The organism is Microbacterium sp. 1.5R (genome assembly GCF_001889265.1).
GTDB lineage: Bacteria > Actinomycetota > Actinomycetes > Actinomycetales > Microbacteriaceae > Microbacterium.
Genome location: NZ_CP018151.1, coordinates 1,652,321 through 1,673,478, shown reverse-complemented (window position 1 = coordinate 1,673,478; position 21,158 = coordinate 1,652,321). Strand labels below are relative to the sequence as shown.

Annotated in this window: 26 protein-coding genes; 12 read left to right on the top strand and 14 right to left on the bottom strand. The window is 65.3% G+C overall.

From position 1 onward, the window contains the following. Positions 1-82 precede the first annotated feature (82 nt). The 10 genes from BMW26_RS07855 (at position 83) to BMW26_RS07810 (ending at position 10,462) form a co-directional block, all read left to right on the top strand. Complete coding sequence (locus BMW26_RS07855) at positions 83-1,183, top strand: hypothetical protein (protein WP_072591220.1); 1,101 nt, start codon at positions 83-85, stop codon at positions 1,181-1,183. A 5-nt stretch (positions 1,184-1,188) separates the two neighbouring features. Next, entirely contained in the window at positions 1,189-2,907 is a 1,719-nt protein-coding gene (locus tag BMW26_RS07850; protein WP_072591219.1) for a hypothetical protein, read from the top strand. 11 nt (positions 2,908-2,918) lie between these two features. Next, positions 2,919-3,296, top strand: a complete 378-nt coding sequence (locus tag BMW26_RS07845; protein ID WP_072591218.1) for a hypothetical protein — start codon at positions 2,919-2,921, stop codon at positions 3,294-3,296. Further along, positions 3,286-3,726, top strand: coding sequence for a hypothetical protein (locus tag BMW26_RS07840; RefSeq protein WP_157557414.1), 441 nt, complete (start codon positions 3,286-3,288; stop codon positions 3,724-3,726). Before BMW26_RS07845 ends, BMW26_RS07840 begins: the two co-directional genes overlap by 11 nt. A gap of 3 nt (positions 3,727-3,729) precedes the next feature. After that, complete coding sequence (locus tag BMW26_RS07835) at positions 3,730-4,128, top strand: hypothetical protein (RefSeq protein WP_072591216.1); 399 nt, start codon at positions 3,730-3,732, stop codon at positions 4,126-4,128. A 212-nt stretch (positions 4,129-4,340) separates the two neighbouring features. Beyond that, positions 4,341-4,637 (top strand): hypothetical protein, encoded by a 297-nt coding sequence (locus BMW26_RS07830; RefSeq protein WP_072591215.1) that lies wholly within the window; start codon positions 4,341-4,343, stop codon positions 4,635-4,637. Continuing rightward, the gene (locus tag BMW26_RS07825) at positions 4,637-6,316 is read left to right on the top strand and encodes a hypothetical protein (protein WP_072591214.1); all 1,680 of its coding nucleotides are present in this window, start codon (positions 4,637-4,639) and stop codon (positions 6,314-6,316) included. Before BMW26_RS07830 ends, BMW26_RS07825 begins: the two co-directional genes overlap by 1 nt. Next, entirely contained in the window at positions 6,309-6,674 is a 366-nt protein-coding gene (locus tag BMW26_RS07820; RefSeq protein ID WP_157557413.1) for a hypothetical protein, read from the top strand. Before BMW26_RS07825 ends, BMW26_RS07820 begins: the two co-directional genes overlap by 8 nt. A gap of 44 nt (positions 6,675-6,718) precedes the next feature. After that, entirely contained in the window at positions 6,719-9,460 is a 2,742-nt protein-coding gene (locus BMW26_RS07815; RefSeq protein WP_157557412.1) for a hypothetical protein, read from the top strand. A 210-nt stretch (positions 9,461-9,670) separates the two neighbouring features. Continuing rightward, positions 9,671-10,462, top strand: a complete 792-nt coding sequence (locus BMW26_RS07810; RefSeq protein WP_072591211.1) for a fibronectin type III domain-containing protein — start codon at positions 9,671-9,673, stop codon at positions 10,460-10,462. Between the two features lie 217 nt (positions 10,463-10,679). On the opposite strand, the gene BMW26_RS07805 is transcribed toward BMW26_RS07810, so the two are convergent. The 8 genes from BMW26_RS07805 to BMW26_RS07770 form a co-directional block, all read right to left on the bottom strand. Next, complete coding sequence (locus tag BMW26_RS07805; RefSeq protein WP_072591210.1) at positions 10,680-11,486, bottom strand: DNA-processing protein DprA; 807 nt, start codon at positions 11,484-11,486, stop codon at positions 10,680-10,682. Then, positions 11,483-13,012: a YifB family Mg chelatase-like AAA ATPase gene (locus BMW26_RS07800; protein ID WP_072591209.1), complete on the bottom strand. Its 1,530-nt coding sequence runs from the start codon at positions 13,010-13,012 to the stop codon at positions 11,483-11,485. Before BMW26_RS07800 ends, BMW26_RS07805 begins: the two co-directional genes overlap by 4 nt. Then, positions 13,009-13,371 carry a YraN family protein gene (locus tag BMW26_RS07795; protein WP_053095956.1) on the bottom strand — a complete coding sequence of 121 codons (363 nt, stop codon included), beginning with the start codon at positions 13,369-13,371 and terminating at the stop codon, positions 13,009-13,011. The genes BMW26_RS07800 and BMW26_RS07795 overlap by 4 nt, the downstream gene beginning before the upstream one ends. A 101-nt stretch (positions 13,372-13,472) precedes the next feature. Beyond that, positions 13,473-13,799: a DUF2469 family protein gene (locus tag BMW26_RS07790; RefSeq protein WP_042541663.1), complete on the bottom strand. Its 327-nt coding sequence runs from the start codon at positions 13,797-13,799 to the stop codon at positions 13,473-13,475. A gap of 47 nt (positions 13,800-13,846) precedes the next feature. Further along, complete coding sequence (locus BMW26_RS07785) at positions 13,847-14,506, bottom strand: ribonuclease HII (RefSeq protein WP_053095954.1); 660 nt, start codon at positions 14,504-14,506, stop codon at positions 13,847-13,849. Continuing rightward, positions 14,503-15,237, bottom strand: a complete 735-nt coding sequence (gene lepB, locus BMW26_RS07780; protein WP_053095952.1) for a signal peptidase I — start codon at positions 15,235-15,237, stop codon at positions 14,503-14,505. Before lepB ends, BMW26_RS07785 begins: the two co-directional genes overlap by 4 nt. A 117-nt stretch (positions 15,238-15,354) precedes the next feature. After that, positions 15,355-15,702 (bottom strand): 50S ribosomal protein L19, encoded by a 348-nt coding sequence (gene rplS / locus BMW26_RS07775; protein WP_053099097.1) that lies wholly within the window; start codon positions 15,700-15,702, stop codon positions 15,355-15,357. Positions 15,703-15,881: 179 nt separating this feature from the next. After that, the gene (locus tag BMW26_RS07770) at positions 15,882-16,370 is read right to left on the bottom strand and encodes an MFS transporter permease (RefSeq protein WP_072591208.1); all 489 of its coding nucleotides are present in this window, start codon (positions 16,368-16,370) and stop codon (positions 15,882-15,884) included. Positions 16,371-16,491: 121 nt separating this feature from the next. On the opposite strand from BMW26_RS07770, the gene map reads away from it, so the two are divergent. Continuing rightward, entirely contained in the window at positions 16,492-17,274 is a 783-nt protein-coding gene (gene map / locus BMW26_RS07765) for a type I methionyl aminopeptidase (RefSeq protein WP_053095949.1), read from the top strand. Here map and BMW26_RS07760 read toward each other — a convergent pair. After that, on the bottom strand, positions 17,254-17,730 hold the full coding sequence (locus BMW26_RS07760) for a pyrimidine dimer DNA glycosylase/endonuclease V (protein WP_053095948.1): 477 nt from the start codon (positions 17,728-17,730) through the stop codon (positions 17,254-17,256). The genes map and BMW26_RS07760 overlap by 21 nt on opposite strands. Beyond that, positions 17,727-18,464 (bottom strand): class I SAM-dependent methyltransferase, encoded by a 738-nt coding sequence (locus tag BMW26_RS07755; protein ID WP_072591207.1) that lies wholly within the window; start codon positions 18,462-18,464, stop codon positions 17,727-17,729. Before BMW26_RS07755 ends, BMW26_RS07760 begins: the two co-directional genes overlap by 4 nt. Here BMW26_RS07755 and BMW26_RS07750 point away from each other — a divergent pair. Next, complete coding sequence (locus BMW26_RS07750; protein WP_232224548.1) at positions 18,463-19,125, top strand: histidine phosphatase family protein; 663 nt, start codon at positions 18,463-18,465, stop codon at positions 19,123-19,125. The genes BMW26_RS07755 and BMW26_RS07750 overlap by 2 nt on opposite strands. Here BMW26_RS07750 and trmD read toward each other — a convergent pair. The 4 genes from trmD to rpsP are packed head-to-tail and all read right to left on the bottom strand — an operon-like array spanning position 19,122 to position 21,127. Further along, positions 19,122-19,832: a tRNA (guanosine(37)-N1)-methyltransferase TrmD gene (gene trmD, locus BMW26_RS07745; RefSeq protein WP_072591206.1), complete on the bottom strand. Its 711-nt coding sequence runs from the start codon at positions 19,830-19,832 to the stop codon at positions 19,122-19,124. The two genes, BMW26_RS07750 and trmD, sit on opposite strands and share 4 nt — an antisense overlap. A 19-nt stretch (positions 19,833-19,851) precedes the next feature. Beyond that, complete coding sequence (gene rimM, locus BMW26_RS07740; RefSeq protein ID WP_053095943.1) at positions 19,852-20,463, bottom strand: ribosome maturation factor RimM; 612 nt, start codon at positions 20,461-20,463, stop codon at positions 19,852-19,854. Beyond that, positions 20,456-20,686, bottom strand: a complete 231-nt coding sequence (locus BMW26_RS07735) for an RNA-binding protein (protein WP_053095941.1) — start codon at positions 20,684-20,686, stop codon at positions 20,456-20,458. The genes rimM and BMW26_RS07735 overlap by 8 nt, the downstream gene beginning before the upstream one ends. A 6-nt stretch (positions 20,687-20,692) precedes the next feature. Continuing rightward, positions 20,693-21,127, bottom strand: coding sequence for a 30S ribosomal protein S16 (rpsP, locus tag BMW26_RS07730; RefSeq protein WP_053095939.1), 435 nt, complete (start codon positions 21,125-21,127; stop codon positions 20,693-20,695). Positions 21,128-21,158: the final 31 nt, after the last annotated feature.

Below are 21,158 nucleotides of genomic sequence, written 5' to 3'. Positions count from 1 at the left end.
GCATTAAATAGACTACCCGCCCCGGAGCAAGTTTTACACGTTCCTTCCTAGCTCCGGGGCGGGGCACAAAAGGAATATCAACTTGGGTTTCTTCAATACCATCGGACATGCCCTATGGGGCACGCCGCTAAAGGTGCAGGCGCTGCCGACGCAGCTCGCCTCTCCTTGGGCTGAACCCAATAACCTCATGCCCGCAATCGTGGGCGAGCTGTGGGACTTCCCCGTTGAGCTGGTCACTCCTGAGATTGCCCTTCGCGTTCCCGAGGTCAACCGCGCACTCCAGGCACACCAGGCGCTGGTAGCTCCGCTGAAGATGTCCGTCTACGTTGACGGCGAAGAAGCAGCCGAGCAGCCCTACTGGGTCTCTAATACTGACTCCGGTATCCCCCGTTACATCTGCTGGACCGGCACGGTGAAGGACCTCTTCCTGCACGGCGCTGCCGTCCTAGGCGCAGAGCTGGACAGCTTCGGCTCCACCGTCCGCGACTTCATCCACGTACCCGCCGAGCACTGGGAGATTGACCGCGAGACAGGCCGCGTGGTCATTTCCGATGTCATCCCCGCTATCTACCGCCAGCACGCTATTTACATTCCACTGGGGTCCAACGGCCTCCTGGTTGACGGCATCGACTCCGTGCGTCAGGCCCGCAAGCTGGAGCTGGCACGCCAGAAGCGCATCGACACTCCGCCCGCCGCGACCGAGCTACACATCACCGATGTGAAGTACGACGAGATGACTAGCGAAGAGCGTGAAGCTCTCGCGAAGTCCTACGCCGCCAACCGCAACAAGCATGCCGTTGCCGTGACCCCGAGCTATATGCAGGTCATCGATCACAACGGGCAGACCGTGGACCTCTTCGAGAACGCGAAAAACTCCCTGCGTCTAGAGCTGGCGCAGCACGCCGGACTCCCTGCGTCCTTCCTGGAGGCGGGCAAGGAGGGCGGTAGCTCCGGGCAGATGAGCTACACCAACGAGAACGGCAAGGCGTCCGAGCTGTGGGTCTTCGGGTCCTCGCGCTTCGCGTACGCGATCCTTGCGCGCCTCTCGCTGGATGACGTTGTGGGACCCAACGCCGAGGTCCGCGCCGACCTCTCGGACTTCATGGTCCCAACCCCTGACCAGCTCTCTGCTGAGTCACCCGTAACCGCCGAAGCGCCTGAGCCTCCCGCAACCGAGGAATAACCCCTATGACTGACCAGACCCAGGCCGACGTGTCGGCTGAATTTAGCCTTGTGGCTTCCGAGCTAGATACACAGGAAGCCGGACTCTTCGAGCGCGTCGAGAACACCCGCAACATTCGCGGCCTTCTCCTTCCGTTCGGTGAGCTGAGCCGCAAGAACGCATCCGGCAATGAGGCAATCGAGTTCTCCGCCGAGTCCATCAAGCTCCCCCGCGATCACTCCGTCATCACGCTCAACGTCGAGCACGACCGCTTCAACCCCATCGGACGCGCGGTCTCGCTCCAGGTCACAGAGCGCGGCGTGGAAGCCGAGTTCGCGATTGCCGACACGGACGAGGGTGACGCCTACCTGGCGAACCCCGTTCGCAAGCTCAGCGCCGAGGTTGCGGGCATCGTCCGCAACGCCGCCGACAAGACCAAGGCCGCATTCGCTCGCCTCACTGGAGCCGCCGTGGTCAAGGAGGGCGCGTTCGCGTCTGCCGGTCTCTTCTCGCTCGCTGAGGGCGAAGACGTGCCGGACCCCGACGTGGACCCGGACGGATACAACGCCTTCCTGGATGAGGTCCAGGCGCATCTAGCCGCCGCTCAGGAACTCATCAACAACCAGCTTTCCGAGGCCGACGCCCCGGAACCCACGCCTACAGCCACCCCGGCTGAGGACAACACAGACGAACGTAAGGAGTTCACAGTGTCTGACACCAATGAGGCCGGGGCAGTCCCGGCAACGCTGCTGGCTAGCTCGCCCGCAGCCAAGGACGTAGACCTCAACGCGGTCTACTCCGCAATGTCCCAGATCAAGTCCAGCACGTCTACCCAGACGGCTGACCAGGAGTCCTTCCTGGCTGCGCTGGCTGACATCACCACGCCCGCCCACGTCACGTCCGGCGCTATCCCGCCCACGTTCGCGGGCAAGCTCTGGCAGGGCAAGCGCTACCAGCAGCGCTACATCAGCCTGGCTAACCACATTCAGGGCGGCATCGCTCTGGGTGGCCGCAAGGGCTGGAAGATCGACCAGGGCACCGCTCTGGTTGCCGAGGTCACGAACCAGGCTCAGAAGGTTGAGCTTCCCACCGGTTCCGCTTCGACTTCCACCTACACCTCTACCCTCCGCAAGTTCGGTTTCGCCGCTGACGTTGCACTGGAGTGGCAGTACCTGGAGGGTGGCGCGGATATCCTCGCTGCGTTCTGGGAGGGCGTAGTTGACTCCGGAGCGAAGCAGCTTGACGAGGCCGCACTGAAGGACCTCTTCACCGTTGCATCGCGCGGTAGCGGCGCTGCACTCTCGCGCCTGGTTGCACCCGGCACGTACCCCGCTGAGTACCCCGCTGCAATGGGCCAGCTCATCCAGGGCATCGACCTGGTTTCGGACAACGGAGACGATGCGTCCTTCGCAATCGTGAACCCCGTTGCGTGGAACCAGCTCCTCTTCACGCCGAAGGACAAGGTTCCCGAGTTCGTCGAGTTCGCCGTTGGCGTCGGCACGGGAGAGGCATCCACCGGCAAGGTCCGCGTGGTCAAGGCCGATCAGTCCTACTTCACCGGAACGGTAGCCACCGCTCCTCAGATGATCGTTGGCGCGAAGAACGCCGTCGAGTTCCGCGAGGTACACGCCGACATCAACGCCCTAGAGGTCGCGAAGTTCGGTGTTGACCGTGCGCTGGTCGCGTTCCTGGAGACCTTCGTGGTTCGTCCCGAGTCGCTGGCCCTCATCGGTACCAAGCCGTAAGGACCGCACCCGTGACCACCTGGTACTCAGCCACCACGCCCGAGCAGGCAGACCGTCTGCTCGCGGCGTGGCCTGACGCGCCCACCGAGAACCAGGAGCTTTGCGGCTTCCTTCTCGACATCGCGCGTGAGCAGGTCCTGGAGTTCGCACCGCCCTACCCCGGGCTGGACTCCAGCGAGCGCTGGGAGCACATGGCGGCATGGGACCTAGACCCCGCGCCACGGTTCGTCTACGCGCAGCTTCAGCAGGCCACAAACCTCTGGAACGCCGGACGCGCACAGCAGGACAGCAGCGTGGGGTCTGAGGGATATTCCTTCACCCCACGCCCGCTGGACAAGACCATTCGCAGCATCATCCGTCCTACGTCGGGGGTGGCGAATGTCTTCTGAGCTAGCCACCGTTTCCGCCGACGTGGAGGCGTTCCTGAAGGCGGAGTGTCCGTCTAACTGGCGCGTGGCCAACGTCGAGACGCTGGGGTCCAAGACCTCCGGCGTGGTCCTGAGCTACGAGCAAATGGACGTGTCAGCCAAGACCGATGACCAGGAACTCCCTGAGGGCTGGGTCTGGGTCGCGTTCATGCTCATCCTCTCCACCCCGGAGACGGACGCCGTGAAGGGTCTGCGCCACGCGACTGAGGAGCTATCCACGCTGCTTCTGATTCTCGATGCGTCACCGGACCTGAAGTGGGGTCCCGACGCTACCCGCCTCCGCTTCGAAGCTGGCGAGTCCGGCTACAGCATCCCCATTGCCTTCCTGGCAACTAACACACCACCCACACCTGAGCCGGACCCCGAGCCGGACGCTCCCGAGGAGGAGTAACCCATGCCCGCAATCACCGCCAACATTCGGCTAATCACAGCATCCATCTCTATCGGTACCGATGAGTACACCGCTCACATTCAGGACTACTCGATTGACCCCACGCCCGTAACGGCTGAGGTCACCGACGTATCCGGCAAGGTCACGCGCCTGGCTGGTCAGTCCGGTTGGAGCGTCACGCTCAACGTCTTCCAGGACTTCGGCGCTACCGGACTTGCTCGAAAGATGTTCAACGAAGAGGGCACCAACGTTGTCCTGAAGATCGTTGACGGACCCACGACCTGGACGCAGACCGTCACCCTGGTTGCACCGAAGATCGGTGGAGCTACCAAGGCCGTAGGTGTCAGCACGGTTGTGCTGCCCGTTGCATCCGGCAAGCCCGTTCCTACCGTTTCGGTCTGACCGTGGCACGAGGAGCCGGGTCTATCTCGCTCCTCATCGACAGTCCGCTACGTGACCTAGCGCTGGCGATGCGGGCGGTACCAGCAGACATCAAGAAGCAGATCGGTCAGCAGACCAAGGCTGAAGCTAAGCCCATTTGGTTTGAAGAGACCCGTGGTCGCGCAGCTACGCGCGTCCAGCAGCGGGTCCTGGTCAACTCTGCCGATGTCTCTGTGACCGCCCGCAACGTCACCCTGAAGTCCGGTGGCAAGGGGCGGCTCTCCAGTGGCACCCCTGTGGACCGTCTGGCGCGCTCTGCCGAGTTCGGCATGAACGCGTCCAAGCCCATCGCCTCCAAGTCGAAGAAGGGCAAGGCGTACACCCGCACGGCGGGTAACACGTTCGGTCCCAACCGCCGAGGCGGAAACGTCGTCTACCCCGCAGCGCGGGAGTCCATTCCCCGGCTGGCATCGCTCTGGGTGAGCACCGCCCGCCGATCCATCCATGAAGCAATCGAGGAGGTCAGCTAATGGCACGCGGTGAAATCAAGATTCCCGTTGGTGTTGACACCAGCGGTATTCAGCGCGAAATCAACAACGGCCTGGTTGAACCCATCGAGGACGCCGAGAAGGCGCTAAAGAAGCTGGGTGATACCGACGCCGGTACGGACCTGAAGCGCGACCTGGAGAAGGCGAGCAAGGCTACCGAGGAGCTGGGCGACGAGCTGGACGAGGCCCGGAAGGACCTGAAGAAGCTGGGCTTCGCAGCGAAGGACGCCGGAGACGATGCTAAGCGCGGCATGAAGGGCGCTGAGGACGGCATCGAGGAGTTTGGGGACGAGGCCAAGAGCACCGCCAAGGAGTCCGCCGCATCCTTCGACGGCTCCGCCGAGTCCATCATCGACGCCTTCCAGGAGGTCGCGGCTAACGCGTTTGCGGGCTTCGGTCCTGCCGGTCTGCTCGCGGGTCTCGCTATCGCTGCCGGAATCGGTATCGCGGTAGGCGAGTTCCAGAAGGCGGCTGAGGCTGCTGAAGAGCTGCGCATGAAGGCTGTGGAGTACGCCGCTGACGCCGTTGAGGCGGGCGTCTCCACTGACCGCTGGATCACCAGCGCGGGCGTTCTGGTCGAACGCATCCGCGAACTCGAAGAGGCCAAGTCCAGTGACTTCCGCGCCTTCTGGGATGAGGACCCGTCCAAGCTCGAAGACTGGACAGACGGTCTGGACAAGATGGGCCGCTCTGCCGAGGAGGTAGGCGACGTACTGAAGTCCTCCACGGGCGCGGTCGAGGACTACCGAGACGCAATCGAGGACTCGCGCCGCTCAATCCTGGACGAGATGGACGCGATCACGGAGCGCACCGCTGCGTCCGGTGAAGCTACCGACGCCGACCGCGCACGCTACGAGGCGCTACAGGAGCAGCTTGCCGGTTCCAAGGATGTCCTGGAGGCGCTGGACGAGGAGCTGAAGCTTCGTGACGCCACCACCGAGTCCGCGCAGCGTCAGTCCGCAGCGGGCGTAGACGCCGCCCTAGAGCGCGCCGACGCCGAAGAGGAAGCCGCCGCCCGGATCGAGGGCGCGCAGGAGGCCGTAGAGGCGTCTGCACTCTCCGCATACGACTCGATGCGCAGCGCCGCCTACGACAAGGCCACCGCCGACGATGCCGCGTTCAACGTGGACACCTGGCTTACCTACGTCGAGGAGACCCGCGCGCTCGCAGACCAGTACAAGTCGAACCTGGAGGGGATGAAGCTCACCCCCGCTGAGTGGGAGAACTTCCTGGCGCTCCCCGAAGAGGCCCGCAACTCCATCGCCGCGTCCTACCAGTCAGCCGGTGAAGAGGGTAAGGAGCGTATCCGCGTTGCCCTCTCGGACGGAGGCTCCACCGCTGGAGCTGACGCCACCGTCGGCTTTGACGAGAACTTCAACCCGTCCGCCGAGGTCGAGATTCAGGCCGAGACAGGAGCCGCTGAGGCGGACCTGAAGGACGTGAGCCGCGACCGTACCGCCGAGATCAAGGTCAAGACCTCCGGCAAGGCCGACGCCAAGAACGACCTGGACGCGCTCGCGCGGGACCGCCACGCCACCATCAACGTCCGCGCCGACGTATCCCGCGCTGACTCCGCAATCAACACCATGCGCCGCAACCAGGAATCCCGCCCTCTCTACATCACCGTCTACAAGCGAAACGGAGGCGATCAGCTTGTCTAATCACAGCATCACCGCATCGAACGGCGCAGGCTCCACCAGCCCGCTCGCCGTGGCCGGATATGACGCCAGCCGTCAGTCCCGGAACGTCATCCACGACCTTCTGGACGGCTCTATCGGCGTGTCCTTCATCGCGCCCCGTCCGCGCTCTGGGGACCTGGTGACCGTCTACACCGACCGCGCCGAGGCCTTCGCTGCGTACGCCCTGTACGCCGAGGAGACCAGCTTCACCTACACGTCCGGCGACGTGACCGAGCTGGGTATGACCTTTGTCCTGGACGGCTCCCTGGACATCGAGGCGGAAGCGATCGATGAAGAGCAGACCGTCTGGTACGTCCGCGTCGGATACCAGGAGGTCTGAGCATGGCCTTCGAGAACAACCCCAACGCAACGGCTACCGTCACCGTGACGGAGCCTGTAGTCATCGCGCCCGCGTACTCGTACAGCTACGGCTGGGAAACCCCGGACCCAACCTGGACAGCCGCCACGGATGGATACTCCGGAGCGGTCGAGTGGGCCTACCGCTCTGGCGTCTACGGCTTCTACGCGGACGGACGCGCAGAGGGCACGCTGAAGCGCACCTTCACCCAGCTCACCCCCGGACGCACCTACACGGCGTCTGTGTGGCTGTGGAGCAATGACGCCGACACAACCGTCTGGCTCAACACGTCCTCGCGGACCATGGGGACAACCTCCTGGGTCCAGCTCACGAACACCTTCACGCCGACCAGCTCCAGCTTTGAAGTGGTCATGAAGGTGGACGCTCCCACGTTCGACCCCGGACAGACCTGGGACTGGTTCGTCCAGTTCGATGACTTCACTCTCACGTCTCCCGCAATCGTCAGCACCACCGCAGACCTACAGCTCTCGGAGGGTGACCTGACGCTGGACTCCTCGCGCTACCCGTACGCCGAGGCGTCCGTCGAGGTCCCCTTTACGTCTGAAGGTCTCCTGGATTCCATCAAGCCCGGACAGCGCGTCACGCTCGCCGCGACCTCCGAAGGCGAACACGTCAAGGTGTACACGCCCTGGGTCGAGCAGCGCCGCAACCTCATCGCGAACCCGACGTTCCGCACGAACACGAACACCTGGACCGCAGCGGCTGGAGGCGGCGCAGCAGCGACCATCACCCGCGCCGCCACGCTCCCGGCTGGAGCTATCCCAGACTTCGAGGCCGTGACCCCGGGGTACGCACGCATCACGTACACGACCACCGGAACCTGGTTCCGTGCTGCCGCCACGACTGCCGCCGTAGTGCCCGGTCAGCCGTACACCCTCTCCGGGTGGATGCGTGGCGCGCCCGCTGGTGTCGCCGTCCGCCTCTTCATCCAGTGGCGTACCTCCGGGGGAAGCCTCATCTACGAGGCCGCATCACCCAACATCACTCTGGGTAGCGCCTTCGAGCGGATGAGCTTCACGGACGTGGCACCCGCCAACGCGGCATATGCCACCATCCAGTACGGACGCGCCTCCGCACAGGTAGGTGACTTCTTCGACCTCACCGGAACCATGTTCGAAGCGGCTGACGCTGCCCGCGACTACTACGACGGCGCTACGTCTAACGACGAGTTCACGCAGACCCGCTGGCTGGGTACCGCCGACGCCTCCACGAGTGTCCTGGAGACTCGCACCCTGGAGCGCGTGGACTGGGTGCCCGCACCCGGCATCACGGCGGACCTCGCGCTTCGCTCGCGCAAGGTCTCGCACGACTCCAAGAAGATCACCCTGAGCCTGGCGTCCGATGAGTGGATGCTGGAGCGCTGGGCACCTATCGCGGATGACTCGACGCCGCGTACGCACGAAGAGAACCTGCGCAACCTCATCAACTACGTCCTGAATAAGGCGATCCCTGGCGCTGCCCTCCAGCCCGGAACCACCAACGCCGCTATCCCGGCGTCCTGGGACGCGACCAACCTCATGACCAACCCGACCGCTGGTCTGGACCTCTCCGGCTGGTCGAACACGCAGGGCACAATCTCGCGCCTGACCACGGGAACCTTCCCGGCTAACACGTCCCTAGCCTCCGCCGTCCGCGCCACGATGAACGCGGGCGCAGACCGAGGCCCGTACTTCAACGGTGGCGATGACGGCACAGTCCTGGGTGGGTCGCTCAACGTGGCGATCCGTGAGAAGCAGCTCTATCGCGTATCCATGTACATCCGTACATCGGTCGCGAAGACCGCGCGACTCATCGTCACCCAGCGCAACTCTGCGAACGCGACCGCTGGACGCAACCTCCACGGACCCAACTTCACCACCACCGCGAACACCTGGACCCGTGTGTCCTACGTCTTCCAGGCATACCCCGGCGCAGTGCGTATGGGTGTCTTCCCGTTCCTTCCCACCACGTCCTACGCGGCTGGCAACACCGTGGACGTAACCGGAGTCATGGTCACAGAGGGCACGCTGGATCACTCCTACTTCGACGGCGGAACCGTCGTCCGCCCGGACCTGTACACCTACACCTGGAACGACCAGGCGCACGTCTCGACCAGCGAGCGCACGGCAATCCAGGAGCGCCGCCCGGAACTCTTCACATGGAAGGCCGGACAGACCGCCTGGGACTTCCTGAAGCCGCTGGTGGCATCCGCTGGTGGTACCGGCCTTCGCCTCTTCTGCGATGAGCAGCGCCGCTGGTGGCTCATCAACCCCATCGACTGGTCCGTACCCGGACGCTTCTCCGCTCGCGCTGACAACGCCGTGGAGGGCACCGACACCATGGACGCCGACGACGAGGACAACGGCGTGACCGGCGTGGTCGCTCGCTTCACCTGGACCGACGTGAACGGCGTGAGCCGGGAGAAGGTGGACGCCGCTGGAGTCGCAGGCAAGGTCAAGCTCCTGGAGTTCGACCGCGAGTATCCCGGTCCCGGCGTTGCCGCCGCCCACCTGAAGAAGACCCAGGGTCTAGGCCGCGTCCAGGACGTGACCGTGGAGACCGACTACGCCGTACGTCCCGGGCAGGAGGTCCAGATCGACCTTCCCGGAACCTCGCCGCAACTCGGAACCATCAACCGCGTCCAGTGGGAACTCACCAACGGGCTTATGTCCATCGGCTCTGCCGGTCTGCGTGAGACACCCGTGGGCGCAATCGACCTACTCAACACCACCATCGACGGACTCACCGGGTCCATCGACTCACTCTAAGGAAACACCATGGCTACAGGAGACGAAGCAGCAGCAGCCGGACTACCCCTGGTACCCGGTACCGCGCCCGCCAACACGCTTGAAACCCTCATCAATGAGACCCGCGACTTCATCGGGCGTCTCATGAAGAACCACCCACGCAAGTCCACCGCATCACCCACCGCCCCTACGTCCCCGCAGGAGGGCGACGTGTGGCTGAAGGGGTGACCCGTGGTTGCCTTCAACACCGGAGCCGGAGCGGGCACGCTCCAGCTCAACGTGGACCTGGGAGCCGTGTCCGGCAACTCCTCGCGCGTTGACTGGTCGCTGTACCTGTACTGCTACAACGGCGTCTCCCGGAACCTGACCGCCAATGTCCCGTGGTCCGTGAACATCGCGGGCAACGGGTACTCCGGCGCGTTCGCGTTCGACTTCCGAGGCACCAGCGCCGTGCTCATCGCGTCCGGCTCCACCTGGGTAGGTCACGACGGCAACGGCTACGCGACCATCAGCGTGTCCGGATTCAAGGGCGCAGACGGAGCCAGCGACATTGCGGACAACGTGACGGTCTCCGCATCGGTGAACCTCCCCCGCATCCCGAAGCCGCCCGTGGCCAACGGCGCGCCCGTGGCGTCCGCCCTCACGCCCACCAGCGTGAAGCTCACCTGGCCCGCGAACACGAACAACAACGGCGCGGCCATTGACCAGTACCTCCTGCGCATCAACAAGAAGACGCCCGCCGATGGGTCCGGCTACACGGACTACCCGCTGGGACCCTCCACGCTCTCGCACACCATCACCGGCCTCACCCCCGGCACGCAGTACTACGCAACCGTCTACGCGCACAACTCGCAGGGGTACGCCCCGAAGAGCACGGACACCGGTTTCAAGACGCTGAGCGGCGCGTACGTGCGTCGTGGCTCCACCTGGAAGCCGGTGGAGGTCCTGGTCTACCGCTCCGGCAAGTGGGTATCCGCCGAGGTCCTGGTCTACCGCAACGGGGCCTGGGTGCCCGCGACGTAACACGACCGGTTAACCAACCGGTAACGAACTCATGGCGTGTCGAGTTCGCAATCCACGGATTCTCCCAGGCATGGTGTAAGTACCGCAGCAAACGGCTACGGACAACTAAACACTGGAGGCACCATGCCTGAGAAAACCGCTACGAGCCAGATTCTGTACGAGGTGAACCGGCTGCTGGAACAGCCGATCACCTACATCGTCACCTTCTGGATTCTTTTCAACTAGCACCCAGCCTACCCCGCTTCGTTTTCCGAGGCGGGGTAGGCCACACCTTTTTGACACGTCTGAGCTTCCGTGAGAGGAATCGCCACTTCGTCGGCGCGGTGCCGCAGGGCACTTCGCTCACCACGGCTCCGGTCTCCACGATTCTCCGCAGCAGCTGCTGATGGCCTTGGGGATACGCGCGATCGACTCCCCCGGCGAGGAAGGCTACGGTCTTGCCGCTCACGCCGAGGGCGGCCCGATGGGCTGCCCCGTCGATGCCGTACGCTCCGCCGGATACGACGACCGTGCCGGCGGCTGCGAGCTCGCCGGCGAAGTCACCGGCGAGCATCTCTCCATAACCGCTGGCCGCCCTCGCGCCCACGATCGCGACTCGGCTCGGAGCCGTGAGCAGCGCCGGGTCTCCGCGAACCCAGAGCACTGTCGGCGCATGCACCCCGAGGTCGTCGAGAGATCTCGGCCAGAGGTCGTCCCCCGGCAGAAGCAGCCGAGCGCCGACCTCGGCTGCTGCACGGATCGCATCGAGAACGCTGCGCGCATCCGCGCGGACCATCCACCTGGCTCGTCCCTCGGCGAGAGCCCGTTCGCTGACATCCGAACTCGCCGCGGCCCCTCCGCCGATCGCCAGCCCCAGTGATGTCACTGCGCCCCGCTCCGCGATGAGCGCGCCGGCGACTCCGTCCCCCGGCTCGGTGAGGACTGACCACGACACTCGTGCCAGCGCCTCGTCCAGGTCATCGACCGGTCGCACCTGTCGCAGCGATCGCCGCGCCGCCGCATCGCCTCTGAGAGACTCGATCACGATAGGTATCCCCTCTTCAAGAACAGTGCCCGTCCTATTTCTTCCCGACCTGGACTGTCGACCTCGGCGAGGTCCGCCATGGTCCAAGCCAGCCGCAGAACCCTGTCATAGCCGCGAAGAGTGAGAGCTCCCCGCTCGAGAGCCCTATCCAGTGGCGCCCTTGCCTCTGCGGCGATCCGCAGATCGAGTTGCCTCAATCGGGCGCCCGGAACTTCGCTGTTGCGGCCCCACGGTGTCCCCCGCCACCGCGAGACCGCCCGTTCACGCGCCTGCATGACTCTCGCTCGAGCTCGCTCGCTCGTCACCTCCGTACGGTCGCCGATCATGGCCCGAGCAGCAGACACGCGCGAGACATGCAGCTCGATATCGACCCGGTCGCGAAGCGGACCGGAGAGTCGGGTCGAGTATCTCCGGATCGCCAACGACGGACATGTGCATTCCGCACCGCGCACCCCGTAATTGCCGCACGGGCACGGATTGAGCGCCATGACCAGTTGGAAGCGTGCGGGGAACTGTGCGGTGACGCCCGATCGACTCACCTCGATGACGCCGGACTCGAGCGGCTGCCGCAGTGCGTCGAGCGCGACTCTCGAGAATTCCGCTGCTTCGTCGAGGAAGAGCACACCTCTGTGCGCGCGAGAGATGGCGCCAGGACGAACAGACCTCGTGCCGCCTCCGACGAGCGCCGCAACCGAGGCGCTGTGGTGAGGCGACTCCATCGGCGGCGTGGCGTCGAGAGCTCGCACAGCGTCGCCGGTGAGTGAGCGGATCGAGGCCACTTCGAGAGCCTCGTCGTCGGAGAGACTCGGAAGTATGCCGGGGAGTCGACGCGCGAGCATGGTCTTACCTGCGCCTGGCGGGCCGCTGAGCAGCATGTGATGGCCTCCTGCTGCCGCGACGATCAGAGCCTCGACCGCCTCGTCCTGGCCGACGACGTCCGCGAGGTCCAGCCTCTCGCGGTGCTCCGGCGCGAGTGTCGCCGAGGCGACCGGATCGGCATCGAGCACGTCGATCTCTGCGCCGTGCCAGACGGCGACCTGCGAAAGACTCGCTGCTGCGCGAACCTCGATTCCGGGCACCAGCCTCGCCTCCGCCTCGTTGCCCCACGGCACGATCACGGTGTCGAACCCCGCACGCGCAGCGGCGAAGACGGACGGGAGCACCCCGGGCACGGGACGGAGCCGGCCATCGAGTCCGAGTTCGCCGAGATGCACCGTTCCCGCGATGGACCGCGTCGACAGCGCTCCCCCTGCCGCGAGAGCGGCGACCGCGATGCTCAGGTCGAAACCGGCTCCCTGCTTGGGGAGGCTGGCGGGCGAGAGGTTGACCGTGAGGCGCCGGCGCGGAAGATCGAGTTGCGTGTTCTTGCAGGCGTTGTGAACCCGCTGAACCGCCTCGCCGAGTGCTTTGTCCGGCAGGCCGATGATCTTGAAGTCGGGGGTCTGGTTCGAGATGTCGGCTTCGACCTCGACCATGTGCCCGTCGACCCCGGTGAGCGCGACCGCCCACGTGCGGGCCGTCTTCACGACACGTCCACGAGATGTTCGAGAGTGCTGTGCTGCGGGTCGGCTCCGATGATCCCGATCGCCTCGATCCGGATCACGAGGCCGACCGCCTTTTCGGGATGGTCGGCCGCCCACGCATGAGCCAATTGCCACAGTCGTCGGATCTTGCGGGAATCCACGGCCTCGAACGGGTGTCCGTGGGAGATCGTCCGTCGTGTCTTGACCTCGACGATGGCGAGGTGGTGACCGCGACAGGCGACGATGTCGATCTCGCCCTGCGCACATCGCCAGTTGCGGTCGAGGACCACATATCCGATGCCGGTCAGATACCGAACCGCATGTTCTTCGCCGGATCTACCGAGCTCATCTTTCGCTGCCATGAAGACAGCCTGTCGATCGGGATCGACGACCGCGCTTCAGGAGTGGGGACGTTGCGGAGTGCGGGGACAGCCCATCAGAAAGCCGGACTGTGCAGAAGTGGTCACTCCCCGTCGAGCGACAGCTCCTGGGGCAGCTCGAACTCGCGGCGCTGAAGCTCTTCGACGTTGACGTCCTTGAACGTCAGCACGCGCACAGCCTTCACGAAGCGGTCGGCACGATAGATGTCCCACACCCAGACGTCACTCATCGAGATCTCGAAGTAGAAGTCGTGCTCGGTGTCACGACGCACGACGTTCACCTCGTTGGCGAGGTAGAACCGGCGTTCCGTCTCGACAACGTACTGGAACTGCGCGACGACATCGCGGTATTCGCGGAACAGCGCCAGCTCGAGCTCGCGGTCGTAGTCGTCGAAGGCTTCCTCATCCATGATCACTCCATCCTAGAGTCGGCGACGCGTCGATGCCGCACGCAGGCTCAGAACAGAGTCGGGACATCCGCGATCGCCCAGGATGATCGGTGGTGTGGAGAGAGCCCGAGGCTGCGGATCGCATCGCGATGCTCGAGGCTCGCGTATCCCTTGTTCCGGTCCCACTGGTACGCGGGGTGACCCTCGTGGAGCTCCGCCATGTAGGTGTCCCTCGCCACTTTCGCGATCACCGATGCCGCCGAGACCGATGCGCAGTCGCGGTCGCCCTTGACGACCGGTCGCACCCGTAGAGGCACCGGATGCACCCGCGAGACATAGTCGTGGTTGCCGTCGAGGAGCACCAGAGCCCCGTCGAGGCGAACTCCCGAATCGACGACGCTCTGCACGGCGCGCGACGCCGCAAGACCGAGCGCTCGCATGATGCCCACCTCGTCGACCTCGGCCGCGCTGGCCCAACCGACTCCAGAAGCCTGCACCCATGCCGCGGCTCGCGCAGCGACATCGGGCCGACGCCTCTCGGTGACCAGCTTCGAATCCCGAAGCCCTTCGGGAACGCGGCGGCGCGCCCCTGCCGCATCCATCACGGCAGCTCCGACCGCCACCGGCCCGGCAAGCGCACCGCGTCCGACCTCATCGAGGGAGATGATCAGATCGCACTCGCTCAGCAGCCTGCGCTCCAGAGTGAGCTTCGGAGCGACGACGGTCATTCCGGATCCGGGACGCCGTTGAAGCTGTCATGGTGGCCGTCGATCGTGCCCAGACGGTCGAAGGGCCACGTGGTGAAGAACGCCTTGCCCACGACGTTCTCGATCGGGACGAAGCCGCCGCTCGGAAGATCCTGATGCGCCCGCGAGTCGCGCGAGCGATCGCGGTTGTCTCCGAGGAGCCACAGCGACCCATCCGGCACGACCACGTCGAACGGATCGTTCGACGCTGCAGTGTCTCCGTCTGGCAGGTTGAGGTAGCTGAGCTCGTCGATGGGCGCTCCGTTGACCGTGATCTGTCCGAGCGCGTTGCAGCAGACGACGTGGTCACCCGGGAGACCGATCACACGCTTGACGAGGTGATCCTGCGAATCCGTGGCCGAGATCCCGACGACGTTGAGCATCCAGTCGAAAGCCTCGACGAGAGGCGGCTGCGCAGGAGTCTGCGGCTGGCCGTCGAGCCACCCGCCCGGGTCCTTGAAGACCACGACGTCGCCGCGTTCGTAGGCGGTCCACCGCGGCGTCAGCTCGTCCACGAGGATCCGATCGTTGACCAGGAGAGTTCGTTCCATCGACGCGGACGGGATGTAGAAGGAGCGGACGATGAAGGTCTTGACGACGAAGGAGACGAGCGCCGCGATGACGACGATCACGAGGACGTCGCGCAGGAACACGAGGAACCCACGACGCCGCTTCGTCGGTCGAGCGGACGCGGCGGCGGAGTCAGTCGTCATGGGGTTTCCTTCACAGTCTCGCACCGCACGGAGACGGCAGTATCAAGGGTCGCACACCCCGGGAGAACACAGCACCCCGGGACATCGTGTCCCGGGGTGCTGTGGAGAGCCTGCGCGTCAGTTGTCGCGCTTCTCCTTGATCTTGGCCTTCTTGCCCCGCAGCTGACGGAGGTAGTAGAGCTTCGCGCGACGCACGTCACCGCGGGTGACGACCTCGATGTGGTCGATCACCGGGGAGTGCACCGGGAACGTACGCTCGACGCCCACCTGGAAGCTGATCTTGCGAACGGTGAAGGTCTCGCGCACGCCGTCGCCCTGGCGGCCGATGACGACGCCCTTGAAGACCTGGATACGCGAGCGGGTGCCCTCGGTGATGTTCACGTGCACGTTGACCGTGTCACCGGGGTGGAAGACGGGAACGTCTGAACGCAGGGATGCTGCGTCGACGGCGTCGAGGATCTGCATGATCGTCTCTCTCTGCACTCGCCTCAGGTCGGTTGCATGCTGTAAGTAGGAATAAGAAGAAGTGTGTGCTGAACGGCGCCGAAGCGTCCGTGGGCTCCCCTGAGGCAGAACCGGTCACGGCACAAACACTCATTCTGCCATGGATGCCGCACACGGCCAAAACGTCGCGTGCGTTTCCGTCACTCCGGCGAGTCCTTCTCCCGGATGACGAAGACCTCTCGCACGCGGGTCTCCGGCGCGGGCTCGTCGACGCCGGGAACGGTGGACCACGAGATGGTCTCGCGGATCCGTGCTCCGCTTCCCTTCGCCTCGTTCCACAGCTGCCAGAGCTGCAGCCAGACCAGACCGATGCCGACGACGACGGCGGCGGCGAGAAGCCAGCCGAACGCGCCGTCGATGAAGCATCCGACAGCGATGGTCAGCCCGTGCCAGAGCGTGAAACCGCCGACATCCCACCACGAGACGGCCCTCTCGACCCGCACCGACGGGCGAGACCGAGTCAGGAGCGTGAGAAGAAGCTGGCCGACGAACACGGAGGGGACCGCGATGAAGAGGACCCAGAGGATGGCCCAACCGCCTTGGAATACGCCCCACCCCACGAGCAACCAGAGCGGCAGGAGGAACGCTGCCGGAATGAGCCACCGGAAGAACGCCTGACGCAACCACATGTCACAAATCGTACGACGGCGTGCGGCCGATGATCCAGGTGTTCGCTCTGAGCACGCGGCCTCGAGGCGGACGCCCGTCACCCGGAGATCGGGGAGAATGGAGAGGACGAGAGGACACCCGATGATCGAACTGCGCACCCCTGCCGAGATCGACGAGATGCGCGCCGCCGGTCGCTTCGTGGCCGAGACCCTGGCAACCCTGCGCGACGAGACGAAGGTCGGCACGAACCTGCTGTCGATCGATCGCCGAGCGCACGACATGATCCGTAAGGCCGGAGCGGAGTCCTGCTACATCGACTACCACCCGTCCTTCGGCGCCAGTCCCTTCGGCAAGGTGATCTGCACCTCGATCAACGACGCTGTACTGCACGGCCTCCCCCACGACTACACGCTGCGAGACGGCGACCTGGTGTCGCTCGACTTCGCCGTCTCCGTCGACGGATGGGTGGCCGACTCCGCGGTGTCCTTCGTCGTCGGCACTCCCCGCGACGAGGACCTCCGCATCATCGAGACGACAGAGCGCGCTCTCGCTGCGGCCATCGACGCTGCCGTGGTCGGCAACCGGATCGGTGACATCTCAGCCGCCATCGCCGCGATCTCACACGGCGAGGGGTATTCGATCAACACCGACTTCGGCGGTCACGGTGTCGGACGCATCATGCACGGCGACCCCCACGTCCCCAACGACGGTCGCGCCGGACGTGGATTCCCGTTGCGCGAGGGCCTCGTGTTCGCGCTGGAACCGTGGCTGCTCGAGACCACGGACGAACTCGTGACCGATCCCGACGGATGGACCCTGCGGAGTGTGGACGGTTCCAGGGGCGCGCATTCGGAGCACACCGTGGCCGTGACGGCCGATGGCCCGATCGTCCTCACCGACAGGTCATTCCTCGGCGTTCGCTGACCCGCGGGGCTCAGCCGGCGGCAGCGCGCGTTCCCACGCGGCGACCGGACCCTCGAGGACGTGGAACGCAGGATGCGGTTCGGGCACCGAGACCGCGGACCAGAGTCCGAGCACGTCGGGATTGCGCTCCGCGAGCTTCGCGCTGAGATGCGACCATTCCAGCGCGAGCTGGCCGGTGGTCACGGACAGGATCGACTCACCTCTCGCATCCGGTCGATCGATTCGCGATCGGTCGAAGGTATAGCTGCGCACGTCCGCCTCGACGGCGACGCCCCGAAGGTACGCGCCGATCGCATCGAGCGGATCGGGATAGGCACGGAACCGCTCCAGTTGGGGGTGACCGGTGTAGCCACGGGTTCGCCCGGCGAGCACCGCTTGAGCGAGCAGCGCCTCCCGCCAGCAGGCCACCAGACCCTGGCGATCGAGGTACTGCGGGTGCAGTGACCAGATCCTCATGCGCGCCGATAGACGAACACGTCAGTGATGATCGGCAACTCGAGCTGTTCGCGCCCGCGTGTGTCCGGGTCCCCGTCGAGCACCGCTTCGATGGCGGTCGTCATCACCGAACGCGCATCGTCGTCGGCCACGAGGAAGGTGCTCACCGTCGACCAGCGACGGAGGTACGCCTCGCGGCTGATCTGCTCCGTCCAGTGGATCGATTCGCTCGTCACGAACGTGAATCCGGGGAGCTCCGCCGCGGCGGTGCTGGTCGTTCCGTCCGTGTCAGCGACCGCGGGGTGCGCGATACGGTGCGCTGCTCGATCCCACGAACTCGACGGATCCGAGTGGTTCCAGACCAGCCCGAGAGTTCCGCCCGGCGTGAGGATGCGCGAGATCTCCGCACAGGCCGACTCCCGATCGAACCAATGGAACGCCTGCGCGACGGCGACGACATCCGCCGTGCCGTCCGGCAACGGAATCCGCTCGGCACTGCCGATGAGGCCTTCCACATCCGGAAGCTTGGCTCGCAGAACCGACAGCATCTGCTCGGAAGGCTCGACAGCGATCACGCGTTCCGCTCTGGCCGACAGCAGTTCCGTGAATTTCCCGGTGCCCGCGCCGAGGTCCAGCGCAGTCCCGATGCGCTGTGGTGCGATGAGCTCGACCGCCTCCACGGGGAATCCGGGACGGTAGCGGTCGTAATCCGCCCCGATCGTCTCGAACGACTTCGCCAGCACCTCATCGACCATGGTGCGACGCTATCAGCCGCCGATTCCGCCGGGTACGGAGGCGACGCGGCTATGCCATCCTGAGTCCATGATTCCGGAGGATCGCCATGTGCCAGAACACCTGTTCCTGGTGCGGCACGGGCAGACCCGCTGGAACCTCGATCATCGGCTGCACGGACAACTCGACTCGCCTCTGACCGAGGACGGCATCCTTCAGGCGCAGAGCGTCGCCGCGCGCCTCGTCGACCGAGGCATCACCACCGTGTGCTCCAGCCCGCTCGGCCGCGCGCTCCGGACCGCGGTCGTCGTCGCCGATCGGATCGGCGCAGATCTCGTGGAGGTACCGGAGCTCGCCGAGCTCCATCACGGTGAGATGGCCGGGCTGACCTGGTCCGAGATCGATGAACGATTCCCCACCGCCCGCGAGGACCGGGCTGAGAACCGATATGGTTGGGCATTTCCCGGAGGTGAGAGCTACGCCCAGGCGAAGGGACGTGCCCGCCGGGCGCTGTCGGTGTGCGGGTGGGCTTCGTCCGGGATCCCGCTGCTGGTGAGTCACGAGATGATCGGTCGGCTGCTGCGTGCGGAGCTCCGGGGCCTGGACCCCGCATCCGCGCTCTCACTGCGGCACCCGCAGGGCGTGGTGTTCGAGATCGACTCGGGGATCGAACGGATCGTCTAGCGGTCGTCGTCCGGCAGCAGATCCGGGCGCCGACGTCGCGTCCGTTCGATCTGCTGATCCCGCCGCCAGGAAGCGATCGCGCCGTGATTGCCGCTCAGCAGCACGTCCGGCACCGGTCGCTCTCGCCACACCGACGGCTTCGTGTAAGACGGGTACTCGAGGAGTCCGTCCTCGTGAGACTCCTCGACGAGGCTCGCCGGATTTCCCACGACACCGGGGATCAGGCGACCGATGGCCTCGATCATCGCCATCGTCGCCACTTCCCCGCCGTTGAGGACGTAATCGCCGAGACTGATGAGCCGCACCTCGCCGAGCGATGAGGCGTATTCGAACACCCGCTCGTCGATCCCCTCGTATCGACCGCATCCGAAGATGAGGTGGTCGCGAGTGCTGAGATCGCGTGCGGTGGCCTGCGTGAAGACCTCGCCTGCGGGCGAGGGGAAGATGATCGTGGGCCGACTGCCCTCTTCGGACGGAGCAGATGATGCCAGCTCGTCGAGCGCGAGCCCCCAGGGCTCCGGCTTCATCACCATCCCCGCCCCGCCCCCGTAGGGGGTGTCGTCCACGGTGCGGTGACGATCAGACGTCCACTCGCGGAGGTCTCGGACACGCAGGTCGAGGATGCCGGTACTCTGCGCCTTCCCGAGCAGGGAGAGCGTCAGACCGTCGAAGTACGACGGGAAGATCGAGAGGACGTCGATGCGCACTGGCGGGCCGAACGAGGGATCAGTCAGTGGCGTCGGAGTCGGAGGACTCCCCCGCCTCCGTCGCATCGGACGCGTCAGGGAGCTCTTCGAAGAGGCCCGCAGGCGGCGTGACGATGACGCGCCCGGCGCTGATGTCGACCGTGGGAACGATCGCCTGGACGAACGGCACCATGATGTCCTGCTCGCCGGACCTGACGATGAGCAGATCCTGCGCAGGGAAATGCTCGACGCGAGCCACTTTGCCCACGACGACGCCGTCACGGACGACGTCGAGACCCACGAGCTGATGGTCGAACCACGCGTTGTCCTCGACCTCGTCGTTGTCCTGATCGATCCAGAGGATGGCTCGGACGAGAGTCTCTGCGCCCTCGCGATCGTCGACATCCTTGAGGAAGACGACGGGGTTGCCGTTCATCACGCGGTATTCGCGAACGACGACGGTCTTGCCGTGCCACGGAGATGCCTCAGGCACCTGCAACGTGAACTCTGCTCCCGGAGTGAATCGGCGTTCCGGGTTGTCGGTGTACAGCTCGAGCTTGAGAGCGCCCTTGAGGCCGTGGGCCTTGACGAGGCGCCCCACCCGCAGCTGGTTCTTGCCCTGGTTGCGGTCCTTGGACACCACGTCAGTCATCCGCGACGTCGACCCGGACACGCCGCCCATCCGCGAGAGCGGCGATGAGCGTGCGCAGTGCTTTTGCGGTGCGGCCGCCGCGCCCGATCACTCGACCACGGTCGTCGGGGTGCACACGCACCTCGAGCAGGTCGCCTCTCGGCGTCGTGGAAGCGTTGATGCGGACATCTTCAGGGTGATCGACGATCCCCTTGACGATGTGTTCGAGCGCGGCGGCGAGCACGACGAATTACTCTGCGTCGGCGGCGGGAGCCTCTGCGGCCTCCGCGTCGGCCTTGGCGGGAGCCTCCTCAGCGGGGGCCTCCACCTTCTTCTCGGCCTTGGGCTTGACGACGGACTTCTTGGACGCGTCGATCTCGAACGGAACCTTGGGCTCCTTGACCTTCAGCGTGGACTTCGCGTCCTTGTCGCCCTTGAACTTGCCCCAGTCGCCCGTGATCTTGAGCAGAGCAGCGACCTGCTCGGTCGGCTGAGCGCCGACGGAGAGCCAGTACTGCGCACGGTCGGAGTCGATCTCGATGAACGAGGGCTCCTCGGTGGGGTGGTACTTGCCGATCTCCTCGATCACGCGACCATCGCGCTTGGTCTTCGAGTCGGCGACGACGATGCGGTAGTACGGCGCACGGATCTTGCCCAGGCGCTTGAGACGAATCTTGACAGCCACGATTCTCCTGAATTGTGTGGAAGGTAACGAA